General features: G+C 60.2%; 12 protein-coding genes. 7 read left to right on the top strand and 5 right to left on the bottom strand.

What is annotated here, in order from left to right:
* Window positions 1-99 precede the first annotated feature (99 nt).
* On the bottom strand, window positions 100-276 hold the full coding sequence (locus ACTHLA_RS06425; RefSeq protein WP_440186384.1) for a hypothetical protein: 177 nt from the start codon (window positions 274-276) through the stop codon (window positions 100-102).
* Between the two features lie 532 nt (window positions 277-808).
* Between ACTHLA_RS06425 and ACTHLA_RS06420 the strand changes: the two genes are divergently transcribed.
* Window positions 809-1672: a DUF6615 family protein gene (locus ACTHLA_RS06420; protein WP_440186382.1), complete on the top strand. Its 864-nt coding sequence runs from the start codon at window positions 809-811 to the stop codon at window positions 1670-1672.
* A 692-nt stretch (window positions 1673-2364) separates the two neighbouring features.
* Here the strand turns inward: ACTHLA_RS06420 and ACTHLA_RS06415 are convergent.
* On the bottom strand, window positions 2365-4647 hold the full coding sequence (locus tag ACTHLA_RS06415; RefSeq protein WP_440186380.1) for a glycoside hydrolase family 31 protein: 2283 nt from the start codon (window positions 4645-4647) through the stop codon (window positions 2365-2367).
* 60 nt (window positions 4648-4707) lie between these two features.
* A complete protein-coding gene (locus tag ACTHLA_RS06410; RefSeq protein WP_440186378.1) occupies window positions 4708-5058 on the bottom strand; it encodes an L-rhamnose mutarotase in 351 nt (116 codons plus the stop codon).
* A 130-nt stretch (window positions 5059-5188) separates the two neighbouring features.
* Between ACTHLA_RS06410 and fucP the strand changes: the two genes are divergently transcribed.
* The gene (gene fucP / locus ACTHLA_RS06405; RefSeq protein ID WP_440186376.1) at window positions 5189-6463 is read left to right on the top strand and encodes an L-fucose:H+ symporter permease; all 1275 of its coding nucleotides are present in this window, start codon (window positions 5189-5191) and stop codon (window positions 6461-6463) included.
* Between the two features lie 60 nt (window positions 6464-6523).
* Here fucP and ACTHLA_RS06400 read toward each other — a convergent pair whose 3' ends face one another.
* Complete coding sequence (locus ACTHLA_RS06400; RefSeq protein WP_440186374.1) at window positions 6524-7534, bottom strand: zinc-binding alcohol dehydrogenase family protein; 1011 nt, start codon at window positions 7532-7534, stop codon at window positions 6524-6526.
* A gap of 207 nt (window positions 7535-7741) precedes the next feature.
* Here ACTHLA_RS06400 and ACTHLA_RS06395 point away from each other — a divergent pair, with 207 nt between their 5' ends.
* The 3 genes from ACTHLA_RS06395 to ACTHLA_RS06385 all read left to right on the top strand — a co-directional run bounded on the left by ACTHLA_RS06395 (window position 7742) and on the right by ACTHLA_RS06385 (window position 11240).
* A complete protein-coding gene (locus tag ACTHLA_RS06395; RefSeq protein ID WP_440186372.1) occupies window positions 7742-9313 on the top strand; it encodes an alpha-L-fucosidase in 1572 nt (523 codons plus the stop codon).
* A 20-nt stretch (window positions 9314-9333) separates the two neighbouring features.
* Window positions 9334-10386 carry a non-reducing end alpha-L-arabinofuranosidase family hydrolase gene (locus ACTHLA_RS06390; RefSeq protein ID WP_440186370.1) on the top strand — a complete coding sequence of 351 codons (1053 nt, stop codon included), beginning with the start codon at window positions 9334-9336 and terminating at the stop codon, window positions 10384-10386.
* An 80-nt stretch (window positions 10387-10466) separates the two neighbouring features.
* The gene (locus ACTHLA_RS06385) at window positions 10467-11240 is read left to right on the top strand and encodes an IclR family transcriptional regulator (RefSeq protein ID WP_440186368.1); all 774 of its coding nucleotides are present in this window, start codon (window positions 10467-10469) and stop codon (window positions 11238-11240) included.
* Here the strand turns inward: ACTHLA_RS06385 and ACTHLA_RS06380 are convergent.
* A complete protein-coding gene (locus ACTHLA_RS06380; RefSeq protein WP_440186366.1) occupies window positions 11237-13297 on the bottom strand; it encodes a glycoside hydrolase family 2 TIM barrel-domain containing protein in 2061 nt (686 codons plus the stop codon). The two genes, ACTHLA_RS06385 and ACTHLA_RS06380, sit on opposite strands and share 4 nt — an antisense overlap.
* A 499-nt stretch (window positions 13298-13796) precedes the next feature.
* Between ACTHLA_RS06380 and ACTHLA_RS06375 the strand changes: the two genes are divergently transcribed.
* Window positions 13797-15668 carry a glycoside hydrolase family 97 protein gene (locus tag ACTHLA_RS06375; RefSeq protein WP_440186364.1) on the top strand — a complete coding sequence of 624 codons (1872 nt, stop codon included), beginning with the start codon at window positions 13797-13799 and terminating at the stop codon, window positions 15666-15668.
* Between the two features lie 3 nt (window positions 15669-15671).
* A partial coding sequence (locus tag ACTHLA_RS06370; RefSeq protein ID WP_440186362.1) for a beta-galactosidase occupies window positions 15672-16325 on the top strand: 654 nt, incomplete at its 3' end.

Below are 16325 nucleotides of genomic sequence, written 5' to 3'. Positions count from 1 at the left end.
TTCAAAGCCAGCACGGCAACGGTAAAATCGAGAAGGGAGAAAACTGTGACTTGACCAGACACTGACCCATAGGATTATACCTTTTAGACGGGTCAGTTCTCAGTGAAAATACTGGGTCAGTTCTCGATGGAAATTAACAATCCCGAGTTCAAAAGTGAAATCTGCCATTTGCTGGCTTTCGTATTCAGCCTCATCACCCATGCCGAAGGAAACTTTAGCAACTTTATATCGGCGCAGAACGTTGTCGCCATGCTGAACAGCAAGGTTGGCAGACATGATATGCTCCAATATCTACCGATAGTGGCAGCTCTGATAAGCAGGACGCCTGCCTCTTCGTTGCTCGCAGGGACAGTCGGCGACCACATGCGGCGGGCCAAGACCAAGTTACAGGAAACCGGGAAGTCTGTTGAGCCATTAGGCAGCGCAATCATGTCGCTGCTTTTTCCTGAAATCTTCGATCACTCACTCCGCGTACAACTTGCTCAATTCATGTGCCTGCCCGTGTGGGCAAGTCCTGCTGCCATGCCCCAGAACCCAGCCTCAGACAGGGCGGCGGCCTAGCACCGGATAGCCGCGCGAAAAAGAATGGTAGAGGAGAGACGGAGATGGGTGGTATCCGCACGGTCGCCCGAAAATATACCGCACACGGAGCGCTATCCAATAATGGCAGGGTCTGTTTCAGACGCTCACTTTGCGCAAATCTTCAATTTCCCACCGAACAACTCGCAACTGTTGGAGGTACAATTCAACTGTGCTAGTTCAAGTACGTTCGCCAGCAGAGGCCGGCCTGTTGTTCGTGGAAAGAAGTATGCTGTCACCCCAGCAAGAGGTCCTACGTCGCCTCTCGGAAAATACTTGGGACTCGCTCCGTGACAGCAATCGGACCGGCCTGCCCCGCTCCGAAACAACGCTGACTGAAAATTTCTTCGATAGTCTCTCGAAGGAATTTCCGGGCAAGGTAGATCTGACCATCTTCAATCCTGTGATCGAGGGCCGGAACGGAGCAGATTGGCTTTGGAGCTTTCGTAACCCTTCCGGACGCCCCTACATGGCAATGTTGGTTCAAGCGAAGCGATTGGATCGTTCAGAGTCCAAGTACATCGAACTTACTCATACGGTCGGCAAGACCGCGCCACGGCGCCAAATTGATTTACTTCTGGCGAGCAGTAGGCGGCTAAAAGTGCCCGCCCTCTACGCGTTTTACAATTCCACGCGGAATCACCATGCTTTTGGATTCAGGTGCCCACGCCCGGAACCGGAACCGGAACCAAAGGAATGGGGCATTGCGCTCGCTCATGCTGGTACGGTGAAACGCTGCTTGGACGCGAACGCACTCCCAGACCGGAGCTTCAGCACACACTCGGCCAATAGTTATCCGCTCCATTGCCTGTTTTGTACTTGTGCCGGGACGAGAGGCATGGCCAGCCCTACTGCGCAGATGGCAAAGGATTTTTTCCATATGCCGTTTTACTGGTTTGATGATGAATACGGCCCGATCTTTCGGGACGAAACGTTTGAGCCGTCATCAAAGCTGGCAGAAATTTTCGACATTGCTGAAAAACTTCGGCCTCAAGATTTGTCTGAAAAAGAACGACGTCAGCTTACCTCGAAGCTCAATGCCGAATTTCCGAACCTTGCTGGTAGCCTGGATCTAACCGAGCGTCCTGACTAAGCTTACCGAGAGGGGACAATTGTGCCAGCCTCGCCCGCTTCGGTGCGGGTACCTATTGGAGGTGGCCGTGTAACGTTTGGAGCGGAAATATAATCTTTCGTTCTAGCAATAGGCGGTGTTTGAATACCGGATAATTTTTTCGATTTTGGCGGATTTGCCCCTGTCTTCTCCTGTTGGTACCATTTCAGTACAGCAAAAAGTACAGCACAAACGCCGGGCGCAAATTTACTATCTGATAAAAAATAACTTTTAACCGAAATTATCTCAGCATCGTCCAGTCCATCATCGGCGCCACACTAAATCTTTGCGCTAGGCTTTTGCTCATTTTTCTATTAATTTCAATATACTAAACACAGAGTGTGTGCATCGCACAGGCACTCAAATACGATATATACTACCGCCGGCGGCCTCTCACTGCACACGTTTTGTTAGCGGACGCCACATAGCCAGTTGCAACCGTCTACCTTCGGAAAATGGCGGGCGCAAGTTCGCCGCAAGGATCATGTCCTCGGCGAGACCTCCACGCTCAAAAGCGACGCAGATATTTTGGCGCATCGAATCGAGAGTGAGATCGACAGCGGCAGGCTGATACGTAAGAGCGCCAGCGATATCAACAGGCTGAGCGTTCTCATTTAACCTCGGCCAGAGAGCTTCTGGCGCCCTGACCGAACAACGACCTCACGCCTCGCGCCTCAATAGCACTTTGGCATGGCGATGACCTTCTCAGCGCCTTCATAACTTATAATTCGCCCGGCGCCATCGGCCTTGCAAGTGACGCGGAAGGCGATCCTGGACGGCATGCCCGGATACTGCCCTTGCCGGGCGCCCAGAGTCAGGCTGTGCGTCTTATCGTTCCACGACATGGCGATGGTGGCGTACTGGCCCTTCTGATAGCGATAGCCGTCGCCCGTATCGTCATACCAGATGAAGTCGCCGTCCTTGCCGGGAAAGACGCGCAGTTCGGTCGGCTGCATCGTCGGCGCGTCGGCATAGGGCTTGACCGGCCCCAGCGGCAGGATGCTGCCCGCGCGCGCATAGACCGGAATGTGGTCGAGCGGCGTCGCCGCCGCCACGGTCTGGCCGCCCGCTACCGCCGCGCCCGTCCAGACATCATACCAGCCGTCCGTTCCCGGCAGATAGACGTCGCGCGTCTTCACCCCCGCCTCCAGCACCGGCGCGACCAGCAGGGTCTTGCCGAACATATATTCGTCGGTGACGGTCAGCGCCTTCGGATCGGTGCGAAAATCGAAGGCCAGCGCACGCATCATCGTGCCCTGATGCGCAGTTACGTCCCAAGAGGTCGCATAGATATAGGGCAGCAGGCGATAGCGCAGCCTGACATCGTTGATCAGAATCTTCTGCGTCGCGGCATCGAAGGTCCAGATCTCCTTGCCATTGCCCGCGCCGTGGATGCGGAACATCGGATTGAAGACGCCGAACTGATGCCAGCGGATGAACAGCTCGGCATAGGATGGGTCTTTGGCCTGATCGGGACTGAAGAAGCCGCCAATATCGGCCGACCAGTAGGGGATGCCGCTCATCGAGAAGTTCAGCGCCGCCGGAATCTGCTTGCGCAGCGTCTCCCAACTGGCGTGGGTGTCGCCCGACCAGGTGATGACGCCGTTGCGCTGCTGTCCGGCATAGGCTGAGCGCGACAGGATGAAGACGCGCTTGTCGGGCTGGTCGCGCAGCATGCCGTCATGCACGGCCGAGGTGTGCATCAGCGGAAAGGCGTTATTGACCTCTATGCCCGGTCCGGCGGCGGTGGCGATTTCGCGCATCTCGCCCGTGCTGCCGCCCAGCTCGGCCTCATCGCCGTCCAGCCACCAGCCGTCAAAGCCATAGACGCCAAGACGGCCCATGATCTGCCGCCAGTAGATGTCGCGGCCTTTGGGGTTCCAGGCGTCGTACCAGCGCCCCCAGCCGTGCGGATAGACATTGGGATAGACGCCGGGCAGCACCGCGCCCGCCTTGTCCAGCTCGGCCAGCGTGTCCGTGCCGAGATCGAAGCGCGGCCACACCGAGATAATGGTGTGGACATGCATGTCGTGAATGGCCTGCACCATCGCCTTCGGGTCGGGATAGCGCGCCGGGTCCATACGCTGTGCGCCCCACTGGCCCGCCTGCCAGTACTGCCAGTCCTGCACCACGGCGTCGATCGGCACGCCCATCTTGCGATAGCGCGCCGGGATCGAAACCAGTTCGTCCTGCGTGGCGTAATGCTCCTTGGACTGCCACATCCCCCAGGTCCAGCGCGCCATCATCGGCGCATCGCCGGTCAGCCAGCGGTAACCGGCGATAATGTCATGCACTTCCGGTCCGGCGATAAAGTCATAATCGACGCCGGGGCCGGTTTCGTTGCGAATTTCCAGCGGCGGCTTGCCCGCCACGCCGACATCGACATCCATGACCGAGGCGTTGTTCCACAACAGGCCGAAGCCTTGCGGCGACACCATCATCGGCACGCCGACATCGGTATTGGCCTGTTGCAAGTGGATGGTGGCGCCGGTGTAGTCGAGCAGGCCGTTCTGATGCTGGCCCAGACCATAAAGCGGGGTTTTGGTCAGGAAATCCTGCCGCGCGCCAAGACCGATATCGCGGTCGCCTTCGGCCAGCAACAGATGGTGGGCCGCATCGAAAAAGCTGATGCGGGCCGTGGCCTTGTCGACCTCGACGCTGAGCTTGCCGGTCGCCAGCACCCAGGCCGCGGCGGTCTCGCTGACGTGGTAATCGACCTTCTCCGGCGTAGCGATGACGGCGGGATTATAATTGCCGGCAAAGCCCGGCGCGCCAAATTCGACATGGATAATGGCGTCGCTCCACGGATCGAGACGCAGCACGCCTCTTTCTGTCGACAAGGCCAGTCCTGCGCTGGAATCGAGCCGCGCCGTAACCGCATCCGCTCGCGCCTGGCCCGCGCCCAGCGCGCAAGCCAGAGCCAACGCGCCAAGGCTAACCGAAATATGTCTCTGCATGGTCCCTGCTCTTAATAAATTATGTCTGTGGCGTCCCGCCTGTTCGGGCGCGACGCTCTTTTAAGGTTGTTCGCTCAAAGCATAGATGCGCTGCATCGGAACCCACTTCTGCCCAGGCGCCGCGAACGGCAGAGCCTGCTGAAAGCGCCACATCAGCTCTTCCCACGCCTGAACCTCAGGGCTGGCGGCGTCGGACGCGGCCTTGGCGGCGGGATCAAATCCCGGTCCCGGCGTCAGCGCCATCATCAGCCGGTTCCCGGCCAGAAAGATGTCCAGCGCCACGATGTCCGCCGCGCGCAAGGCGTCCGTAATCGCCTGCGGAGGACCGCCCGGTCTGTGCCAGACCTGATAGTCTGCAATCAGTTGCGGATCGTCCTTGAGGTCGAGCACATAATAAAGAGGCGTCGCCATGATTCTTCCTGTGAAACTCTATTCCATATGTAACACTAATGAATTGACCGAACCAGCCATTTATGATCTCGTCCGCGTCCATAAGACCAGCACGCACATATAACCAGCGCGCACATATAAGAGGAAACGCATGACCGAAACGAAACGCGCCGGATTTGGCGTCTGGCCGGTGATATTGATCACGGCCCTGTTCTTCTTCTGGGGGATCGCGAACAATCTCAACGACATTCTGATCCCGCAGTTCAAAAAGGCGTTCAGCCTGACGAACTTCCAGTCGTCGCTGGTGCAGTCGGCCTTTTACATGGGCTATTTCCTGTTCGCCCTGCCCGCCGGTTTCCTGATGCGGCGCTTCGGTTACAAGGCGGCGGTGCTGACCGGGCTTGTGCTGTATGCGCTGGGCGCCGTGCTGTTCTGGCCCGCCGCCGAGGTGCGGCAGTATCCGTGGTTCCTCGGCGCCCTGTTCGTCATCGCCTCGGGCCTCGCCTTTCTGGAGACCTCGGCCAATCCGCTGATGACCGTGCTGGGGAACGAAAAGTGGGCGGCCTTCCGCCTCAACCTGGCCCAGGCCTTCAACCCGCTCGGCTCGCTGGCCGGCATCTGGATCGGCAAGACCTATATCCTGTCCGGCATCGAAAAGCTCAACACCGCCGCCGACTATGCGCGCGAGGCCAGGGCGGTGCAGACGCCCTATCTGATCATCGGCGCGGTGGTGCTGGTCTGGGCCGCGCTGGTCGCCTTCAGCCGCTTTCCGCAGGCCGCCACAAGCTCGGTGCATGACCACGACGAGGCGCAACTCTCCGCCGGGCAGGCGGTCGGCGGCCTGTTCAAACGCCCGCATTTCCTGCTCGGCGTCGCGGCGCAGTTCTTCTATGTCGGCGCTCAGGTCGGCGTCTGGAGCTATGTGATCAAATACGGCCAGGCCGAAATGCATCTGGTTGACAAGGCCGCCGCCGACTACCTGACCTACGCCCTGACCGCCTTCCTGATCGGGCGTTTCGCCGGCACGGCCTTGATGGGGATCGTCAATCCGGCGCGGCTTCTGACCCTGTTCGCGGTCGCCAATATCGCCCTAACCGCCGTCGCCGTCCTTGTCGGCGGCCACACCGGTCTGTGGGCGCTGGTCGCCTCCAGCTTCTTCATGTCGATCATGTACCCGACCATCTTCGCCACCGCAGTGCGCGGCCTCGGCCCCCTGACCAAGACAGGCTCCTCCCTGCTGGTCATGGCCATTGTCGGCGGCTTCATCCTGACCAACATCATGGGCGTGATCCTCGACCACGCCTCGGCGCGCACCGCCATCATCGTGCCCCTGATCTGCTTCGTCGTCGTCGCCCTCTACGGCCTGACAACGCGAAAAAACGAAACCGTTACGGCGGAAGACGTCCTCAGCGAGGCGACGCACTGACAAAAGAGAGCGCCGTCCGGTAAGCCGGATCGGCGCTCTTTTTATACCCTTGCGGCGGCTCTAGAAGCTGCCTATCGCCTTCAGAACCGAGCCCTGATCCTTGAGCAGTTCCGGCACGACCTGCGCCATGTCGATCAGGGCGAAGGCGTGGGTCTTCAACCTGCCCGTTGGTATAGCGCCGCTGCGAATGCAGTCGATGACATATTCAAAATCAGCCCGCGTCGCATTGCGGCTGCCGATCAGTTGCATTTCGCGTTTGTGGAATTCCGGATCGGAAAAGGTGATCGCGTCCTTGACGACGCTGATCAGCACGTAGCGCCCGCCATGCGCGACATAATCAAAGCCTTTTTCAATGGCTTTTGCGTTGCCGGTCGCGTCAAATACGCAGTCGAACATGTCCCCGTCCGTTCGTCCGGCCAGCCAGGGCGTCACATCGTCCGCAACCGCATGGACATGCTCAAACCCCAACTGCCGCGACGCATAGTCGAGTCGCTGCATGGAGGTGTCGATCAGGCTGACATCGGCGCCCGCCAGACGCGCGAACAGGGCGGCGGCCACGCCGATCGGACCGGCGCCAACCACCAGAACGCGTTCCGCCGCCTCCAGCCGCGCGCGCCGCACGGCATGGGCGCCAATGCACAGAAATTCGACCATAGCCGCCTGATCGAGACTGAGATCCGCAATCGGAATCACCGCAGCCTCCGGCACGCAGACATATTCCGCCATGCCGCCATCAATATGCACGCCCAGCACGCGGATATGGGTGCAGCAATTCGGCTTGCCTTTGCGGCAGGCGATGCATTCGCCGCACGGCAGGTAGGGATTGAGCGTCACCGTCTCGCCGGGCTTGCGTTCTGAACCCTCATCCGCCTCGGCCACCTCGCCCGCCAGTTCGTGCCCCATGACGCGCGGATATTGCAGATAGGGCTGATTGCCGGTGATGATATGAAAATCCGTGCCGCACAGGCCGACGCGCCGGATGCGAATCTTGACCTCGCCCGCCTGCCTGACCGGCTCTGGCTTCGCCACGACCGCGAGCGCGCCCGGCTTTTCACAGATAATGGCTTTCATAACGCTTAAATTCCATATATGCTATTTAATATCAAATGCGGAAGTATCAGCGAACACTATGAGCGTCAATTCCTTATCCCTGTCAGATCAAAGAGAGGCTGGACATGGGCGACTCATTTATGAAATAATTTTTTATTAGCAAACCCATCAATTCGCGCCGTCAGATCGCATGTCTGATGGACGCGCAAGCACAACAGGCAGGATGTTATGGTGACCATCAGCAAGCGCAGCCTTCTGGGCGCGCCTCTCCTCGCAGCGTTCGGCATGGGCGCGGCGTCTATGGCGCGGGCCGAAGCCACGCCCGGCTCCGTCGCTCAGGATACGCCGCCTCCTGGTGGTCAGCTTCCGATCGCGACCGGGCCTTACGCCCCTGATCTGGCCTCGCTGGAAACCTATTCGGCGCCCGACTGGTTCCGCGACGCCAAGTTCGGCATCTGGGCGCACTGGGGACCGCAGGCCGTGCCGCGCGCGGGCGACTGGTACGCGCGCCAGATGTATATTCCGGGCCATCCGCACTACGACCACCATCTGAAGCACTACGGCCATCCGTCCGAAGTCGGCTACAAGGACATCATCCCCTTGTGGACGGCGGAAAAGTTCGACCCCGAAGCCCTGATGGACAAGTACGTCGCCGCCGGGGCGAAATATTTTGTCAGCATGGGCGTCCATCACGACAATTTCGATCTGTGGAATTCGCGCACCCATCGCTGGAACGCCGCCGCCATGGGGCCGAAACGCGACATTGTCGGCGCCTGGAAGGCCGCCGCGCAGAAACGCGGCCTGCATTTTGGCGTCTCCGAACATCTGGGCGCCAGCCACAACTGGTTCTATCCCAGCCATGAATACGATCAGTTCTGGCCGAAGCTGGGCGTCAATTATGACGGCGCGGACCCGCGCTACGCCGACCTCTATCACGACAATCAGAACGAGCCCTATCGCGGCGGCGACACCTGGTACACCAAGGATCCGAAATTTCATCAGATCTGGTTCAACCGCATCCGCGACCTGATCGACAATTATCAGCCCGACCTGCTTTATTCCGACGGCGGCCTGCCATTTGGCGATGTCGGCAAGACGATGCTGGCGCACCTTTACAACAGCCGCGCGGCTAAGGACGGCCGCACGCAGGCCGTCTATAACTGCAAGGCGCTCGGCTCCGGCGAATTCAGCGCCAAATTCTGCGTTCAGGACGTCGAACGCGGCGTGCTGAAAGGCATCAATCCCCTGCCCTGGCAAACCGACACCTCCAATGGCGACTGGTTCTACAGCGACAATTACACTTACAAGACCGCGCCGGACGTGATTCATATGCTGGCCGACATCGTCAGCAAGAACGGCAATCTGCTGTTGAACATCGTGCTTTATCCCGACGGGAGCCTGCCGCCGGAATCGCAAAGCCTGCTGGACGAACTGGCGCCATGGATGCAGGTCAATGGCGAGGCGATCCACGGCACGCGCCCCTGGTCGCTTTATGGCGAAGGTCCGACCGAAACCGCCGATGGCGCCTTCAAGGAAAACACCGCCTATACGCCGCAGGACATCCGTTTCACCACAAAGGGCGACGCGCTCTACGCCATCACGCTCGGCGAGCCGGGCGCCGAGGTCAAGATCAACGCCTTGGGAAGGCGCGCGAAAGCGCTGAAGCATCGCGTGCGCCAGGTCCGCCTGCTTGGCCACGACGCGCCCCTGACCTTCCATCAGGGCGACGACGCCCTGAGCGTGTCCCTGCCGAACGGATTGCCGACCCGGCACAGCAGTGTGCTGAAAATCAGCATTTAAACCGATGGGCCGTCGATTCCATGTCTCGTTTCTCTCACTTCAGCCTCGCCGCTGCGTTCGCAGCCATGTCTTTGTCCGCTGTCACGGCCCGGGCTGAAAGCCACAGCGCGTTTCAGTGGAAGGCCAGCGCGCCGCTGATCACAGCGGCGCAACTCGGCGCCTCCGGCTATTACGGCGTCAAGGATCCCTCCGTCGTCTTCGCCGACGGCAAATACCACGTCTTCATGACCACGGCGGGCGAACATGGCTGGGGGCTGGCCTACACCAGCTTCAGCGACTGGTCGCAGGCTTCGGCAAGCCCGATAACGCCGCTCGACCATTCAGGAATCGGTCAGGGCTATCGCGCGGCGCCGGAAGCCTTCTACTTCGCCCCGCAACACCGCTGGTATCTGATCTATCAGGGCGGCGACCCGATGTTTTCCACCAGCGAAAATATCGACGATCCCACCTCCTGGACGGCGCCCAAGCCCTTCTTCGCCGCCCTCCCGGATGTGGTCAAGCAGGCGTCCGGGGGCGGATGGCTGGATTTCTGGATAATTTGCGACTCGGCGAAGTGCTATCTCTTTTTCACCAATGACGGCGGCGATTTTTTCAGGGCTGAGACGAACCTCTCCGATTTCCCCAATGGCTTTCATAACACGCAACGCGTTCTGCGCGGCGCGCGCCGTGACGACGTCTTCGAAGCCAGCAACACTTACAAGATCAAGGGCGCGCAGGCCTATATCACGCTCGTGGAAGCGATCGGGCCGAAAGGACGCTATTTCCGCATCTGGAAAAGCGACCGTCTTGACGGGGAATGGACTCCCATCGGCGATGACATGAACGTCTTCGCTGGCGCGGATAATGTGGATTTTACCGGAACCGTCTGGTCAGAAGGCGTGTCTCACGGCGAAATGGTGCGCTCCGGTATGGACCAGACCCTGACCATAGACCCATGCCAACCGCTTCAGTTTCTTTTTCAGGGCCTGGACCCTAAGGGTAAGACAAGCGACTATATCCGCCTTCCCTATAGGTTAGGCCTGCTGACCGCTACAAAAGCAAACCCGATCAGCCGGATGTGCGTGCACAACTAAGCGTAGCGTTAGCGCCCCGCGCCCGCGCGCCGTGGCGGATTCATCTTGCCAGCATCATCAACGCGCCGTAATCGGTAGATATGCGTAAGACGACGCCCAGCGACACCGCCCCCTCCGCCTCGAAGCGCAGCTCCACCTATGTGGCGCCCGCCCTGGAAAAAGGCTTTAACGTCATAGAGTTGCTCGCCAAAAATCCGGCGGGCCTCATGGCGTCTGAGATCGCCGCCGGGCTTGGTCTGACCATGAGCGAGATTTTTCGCATCATTGTCGTGATGGAGCGCCGCCGCTGGCTGAGCAAGGGGCCTGACGACAAGTACCGCGTCACGCCCATGGTGCTGGAGCTGGTGTTTCGCGCGACGCCTTCCGAGGAACTTACCGCCGTGGCGGCGCCGCTCATGCGCGCGTTCGCCGCCGCCACCGACCAGTCCTGTCACCTTGTCGTGCGCAATGGCGATACGGGCCTGATCATCATGCGCCAGCACAATCCCGGCGCCACCGGCTTTTACGTCAGGATCGGCACAAGCCTGAACCTGGCCACGACCTGTTCCGGCCATGTGCTGCTGGCGTTTCAGACCGAGACGGCTCAGGCCGAAGGCTGGTCAAAAAGTCTGCGCGCACAGATCAACGCGGTCAGGGCCAGAGGTTTTGAGCGCATGGAGAGCGCGCGCACCCTCGGCGTGACCGACATCAGCTATCCGGTGTTCGGCTTTCGCGGCGAAGCGGTCGCCGCCCTGACCGTCCCTTTCCTCAAGGTCATCGACGGCACAGAGCTTGTAGGTCTGGACGAGGCGCAGGCGCAACTGGGGGATACGGCGCACAAAATCTCGGTCGCGCTGGGCGGCAAAATGCCCTAACCGGCGCCCGGCGCGGACAGCGCCCACGTCACCGCATCCTGGACCGCGCCGCTCTGTACGGTCAGGAGATTTTTGCCGGGCTGAAGGCGCACCCGCCAGTTCGCTATGTGATTTTCAAAAGTCTGCGTCCCCAGATCCACGCCGTTCAGCATAAGGCGGGCCTGCGCCACATTGCCATAGACCTTAACAACCACATCAGGAGTCCGCCGCACCACATCACGACGCGACGTGATATAAAGCATAGGGGCGCGATTCCAGTTCGCCTTGTACCAGAAATAGGCGTCCTTTTTGATCCGGCGGTCATAGGTGATCAGCCCCTTGTCATTGATGCCCGCATGATCGCCCTCATTGCGGCCGTCGGAGGGAAAATCGAAGCCGCACCAGACAAAGCTGGCCCACAGCCAGCCGCGCTGCGCAATCTGGGTCCAGGCCCGCTCATGGTAAAGGGCCTGATACTGCTCCGGGTGCCAGTGCGAATCCGGGCGCGGACGCTTGGGCGGGTCTTCCTGATGGAACGGGCTGCCGCCCGCGCCATATTCGCTGATCGCCTCAGGCGTGGCGGGCCTTTTGGCGTGATTGGCGTCCAGCCACGGCCCCAGATCGCCGAACTGACCGTCGTACCAGCCATAATAGACATTGGAGCCGATCGCGTCGCTATGGCTGGCCTGCGGTCCGTCGATCGGCGCGCAGCAATTGGCGTAGGTGGTCGGCCTGTCCGGGTCTTCGGCGTGGGCGAGCGTTTGCAGACGATCAAGCCCGTGCGCGCTGGCCGCATCGACATTGTAGATTTCATTGCCCAGCCCCCAGACGAACACGCTGGGATGGTTGATATTCTGCCGGATCAGCTCGCGAAGCTGGTCCTGCAGGTTGTCGCCAAACGCCGTATCCGCAACGGCTTTGGCGACGAAGGGAACCTCGGTCCAGACCAGAATACCGTCCTGATCGGCCAGGTCGTAGTCCCTCTGCGGATGTTGATAGTGGGCGAATCTCAGCCCGGTGACGCCCAGTTCCTGCAACATGCGAAAATCGGCGTCGATCTCGGCGTCGCCTACGGCAGGCCCGCGACCGGGACGCATGCTCTGGTGGATATTGACGCCATGCACGCCATAGGGATGGCCGTTCAGCAACAGGCCCCCGTCTGGCGTCAGCACGACGGAGCGAATGCCGGTGGCGATCTGCGTCTGATCCATAACCGCGCCGGTAGCGACGTCTTCAAGGGAAATCTCGCTCGAATAGAGATAGGGATCGGCGACGCCGTCCCACAGGCGCGGCGACAAAAGCGCGCCGCTCAACTCCGCCACGGCGACGGCGCCCGGCTGCGCCAATAGCTTTTTATGCAATTCCAGCACCGTACTCGTCCCGGCCTTGAGCCTGACGCGCACGAGGACGTCGCGCGCCTTCGTCCCGTCATTGGCGACGCGGACGCGATAGGCGAGGTCCGCCTTGCTGCGGCTGACCCCGGACTGGCGAATTTCGACCCCGGACGAACCATAGTCCAGCATGTCCAGATGCAGGTCGCGCGTTCTCACCAGCCGCACCGGTCGATAAATCCCGCCGAACACGGTGAAATCCCCGCCCAGCGGCGCGACCTCCAGCGAAGCGCTGTTGTCCGTCTTCACCAGCAAGGTGTTATTCCCACCATGCAGATAGGGGGTCAGATCGAAGCGGAACCGCGCATAGCCGCCCCTGTGCTGGCCGACATGAGCGCCATTGACCCACAGGTCCGTGACCACGGCCGCGCCGTCGAATTCGATATAGGTTCTGGCGAAGGTCGGTGACGGCGTAAAGCTGAGCGTCCGGCGATACCACGCCGCGCCGCGATAATAGCCGCCGCCGTCATCGCCGTCTTTGGCGTTATAGCTGTCGGGCAGATCAACCCGCGTCCAGTCTGATGACGGCATGACGGCGATGTCGGACAGCGCGCCGCCCTTATGAAACCGCCAGGCCGCGCCAATCTCAAGCGTCTGACGCGCGGGCTGCGACCAGACCGGCTGCGGACTTGACGTCAGGATCATCGTCAGAAGCAGCGCGATCCATCTGAAGCCTCTGATATTCACCTGTCGTACGCGCTCCTCATCGCCGCCGGGCCGCATCGGAACCCTGCCTTAACCAAACCGTCGCTTACAACCCATGGCGCAGGCAACGAAAAAGACTCCCCGCGCCATGAGTACGAGGGAGTCAGTTCGATCGAAAAGCGGAACCACCCAGGGAGGAATGGATAACCGTAACCAAATCAAAACGCTGCAAAATTCATGGCGCGCTGGGACGCTTCCCGAGATTGGCTATTGTAAGACAATAATCAAAACCTCATGTTCCGTCAAATATGAAATCTTATTTCACATGCGGATTTTATAGCCCAGCGATTCAGTGTTGCGCTTACGCAACACATCCCTATAGTTTCCGCATGCAAAATATGGCGCCATTAGCGAAATTCAATTGCCGCCTCGCGCCGCCATGTCTATCATGTCGGGCAAATAACACAGTCGTCGCCACAAGATGGCAGACGCGCGTCGTCATAAAGACAGCTTCGAGGGCGACGCACAGGAGGAAGTTTTCATGCTGTTTACGACACTCGCGGCGGCTTCCGCTTTTTTAATCCAGTCGCCGGACAAAAGCCTGTCCATGCAGGTCGCGACGGACGGATCGAGCTTTTCGATCCAGCGTGAAGGCGAACAAATCATTGCGCCCTCGCCCCTTGGCCTGACGCCCGCCGATGCGCCGGACTATAGTGACCTGATGCCGGTTGAAGCCCATCGCGATCATCTTACGCGCGTCACGCCGCTAATCGCGACAAAAGCGTCGTCAACGCGCGAAGACTATAACAGCCTGATCGTAACCTATCGCGAGAAGACGGGCCTGCATCGCCAGATGTCCCTTGAAGTCAGGGCCTATAATGACGGCGTCGCCTTCCGCTACCTGCTGCCCAAAGGACAGGGCTACACGATCCGCGACGAGCGCACCGGCTTCCGCTTCGGCTACGATCCGGTGTGCGAGGTGACCGACTATGTTTCCTCGCACGAGGCGACATGGCGCGAAACGCCGGTGTCAAAGCTTAATGCCGACGCGGTTCTGGATGTGCCGGTGGTGTGCGCCTCGGCCAGCCAGCGCACGCATTTCGCCATCACCCAGTCGGCTCTGGTCGGTTATACCGGTAGCTCCTTCCATGTGACGCCTGACGGTTTTAAGGTCCACCTCACCCCGCACCCCGACGATGACCATGTCGCCGTGACCTCTCAGGACGGTCTGACCAGCGCCTGGCGCGTGGTGATGATGGCGGACCGCGCCGGCGATCTGATCCCTTCGGAACTGGTCAGCGACGTGGCGCCCGCGCCTGAAGGCGATTTTTCCTGGGTCAAGCCGGGCAAGGCGGCGTGGGACTGGTGGTCAGGTCCGACAGCGGGTGAAAAGCCGAGCATGGCGCGCTTTGAGCGTTTCATCGACTTCGCCGCCGATTCAGGCTTTCCCTACTTCCTGATCGATGCAGGCTGGGCCTATGGATCGACGCCGTGCTGCAATCCCGATCCCAAGACCGACATCACCCGGCCTGAGCCCAATATCGACATGCCGGAACTGGTGCAATACGCCGCCAAACGTCATGTCGGTCTGATCCTGTGGGCGCATTGGGAGCATATCGCCCCGCGCATTGACGAGGTTCTGGACGCTTATCAGCGTTGGGGGATCAAGGGCGTCAAGATCGACTTCACCCAGCGCGACGATCAGGAGATGGTCGAATTCTTCCATAAGATGGCCGCCGCTACGGCGCAGCGCCACATGTTGCTGGACATGCACGGCGCCTATCCGCCCGCGGGGCTGGAGCGAACCTACCCCAATTACATCACGCAGGAAGGCGTGCTGGGCGCCGAGTACAACAAGTTTTCCGATCGCGTCACGCCTGCGCACAATGTCCATCTGGCCTATACGCGCATGCTGCTCGGCCCGATGGATTATACGCCGGGCGGCTTCCGCAACGGAACGCCCGATACGTACAAGGTTCACGACTCCATGCCGATGACCCAGACGACGCGCGGTCAGGCCCTGGCCATGTACGTCGTCTATGACAGCCCGCTGCAAATGGTGTCCGACGATCCGTCGGCCTATGTCGATCAGACGGGCTTCGACTTCATCAAGTCTGTCCCGACCGCCTGGGATGAAACGCGCTTTCTCGACGGAACGCCGGAAACCTATGTCGCCCTGGCGCGTCGCAAGGGCAAGGTCTGGTATATCGGCGCCATGACCAATGCCGAGGGGCGCGACATCACCCTGCCGCTCGGCTTCCTCGGCAAGGGCGCCTATGTCGCAAAACTCTGGCAGGACGGGACCGACGCCAACGCGGTCGTGACGACGGCGCAAAGCGTGACCGCCAAGTCGGAAATCAGCCTGAAGCTGAAACCAGCGGGCGGCGCCGTTGTCGTACTGACGCAGAAGTGACGCATGACCAAATTTGAAACCCACAAAATGAACCTGAAAGCCGCTCTTTTCGCCACCGTCGCCCTGATCGCCGCCTCTGCAGGCCCGGTCCACGCGCAGGACGCCGCCGGTCACCCGGACTGGCCTGGGGCGGGTCAGTTGTATGTCGGAACCTGCTATCAGCCGGTGGACCGCTCGCCGGAGGAAATCCGCAACGACATCGCCCTGATGAAGAAGGCGGGCTTCACCGTCGTGCGCATGGGCGATCTGTCGTGGGACTATTTCGAACCGGCGGAAGGCGTCTATAATTTCAAACCGTTCGACGACATCATGGACCAGATGCACGCGGCGGGCATCAAGGTCATACTGGACATCAGCGGCCTGCCCGCGCCGGTGTGGCTGCACCACAAATATCCGGGCGTCAATCTGGTGGCGCAGAACGGCACGACGCTCTACCCGGCCGAACGCTATATGGACGACATCTCCGACCCTGATTATCAGCGCGTCGTGAAAGACTTCGCCGACGCGCTGACCAAACATTACGCCCATCATCCGGCCCTGTTCGCCATCGGCTTCGACAATGAGGTCGGCAACGGCTTCATGTCGTGGTCAGAGGCCGACCGGCAGCGCTTCATCGTCTGGCTGAAGAACCGCTACGGCGATCTGGCCACGCTCAAC

It is taken from the genome of Asticcacaulis sp. (genome assembly GCF_051956075.1).
GTDB lineage: Bacteria > Pseudomonadota > Alphaproteobacteria > Caulobacterales > Caulobacteraceae > Asticcacaulis.
The sequence above is the reverse complement of the archived record's forward strand: the minus strand, read 5'-3'. Positions and strand labels throughout refer to the sequence as shown.

Excerpts from the sequence above, each read along its gene's own strand:
- ACTHLA_RS06395 (WP_440186372.1), top strand. The coding sequence starts at position 7,742 with ATGGTGACCATCAGCAAGCGCAGCCTTCTGGGCGCGCCTCTCCTCGCA.
- ACTHLA_RS06400 (WP_440186374.1), bottom strand. The coding sequence starts at position 7,534 with ATGAAAGCCATTATCTGTGAAAAGCCGGGCGCGCTCGCGGTCGTGGCG.
- fucP (WP_440186376.1), top strand. The coding sequence starts at position 5,189 with ATGACCGAAACGAAACGCGCCGGATTTGGCGTCTGGCCGGTGATATTG.
- ACTHLA_RS06385 (WP_440186368.1), top strand. The coding sequence starts at position 10,467 with ATGCGTAAGACGACGCCCAGCGACACCGCCCCCTCCGCCTCGAAGCGC.
- ACTHLA_RS06425 (WP_440186384.1), bottom strand. The coding sequence starts at position 276 with ATGTCTGCCAACCTTGCTGTTCAGCATGGCGACAACGTTCTGCGCCGA.
- ACTHLA_RS06375 (WP_440186364.1), top strand. The coding sequence starts at position 13,797 with ATGCTGTTTACGACACTCGCGGCGGCTTCCGCTTTTTTAATCCAGTCG.
- ACTHLA_RS06415 (WP_440186380.1), bottom strand. The coding sequence starts at position 4,647 with ATGCAGAGACATATTTCGGTTAGCCTTGGCGCGTTGGCTCTGGCTTGC.
- ACTHLA_RS06390 (WP_440186370.1), top strand. The coding sequence starts at position 9,334 with ATGTCTCGTTTCTCTCACTTCAGCCTCGCCGCTGCGTTCGCAGCCATG.
- ACTHLA_RS06420 (WP_440186382.1), top strand. The coding sequence starts at position 809 with ATGCTGTCACCCCAGCAAGAGGTCCTACGTCGCCTCTCGGAAAATACT.
- ACTHLA_RS06410 (WP_440186378.1), bottom strand. The coding sequence starts at position 5,058 with ATGGCGACGCCTCTTTATTATGTGCTCGACCTCAAGGACGATCCGCAA.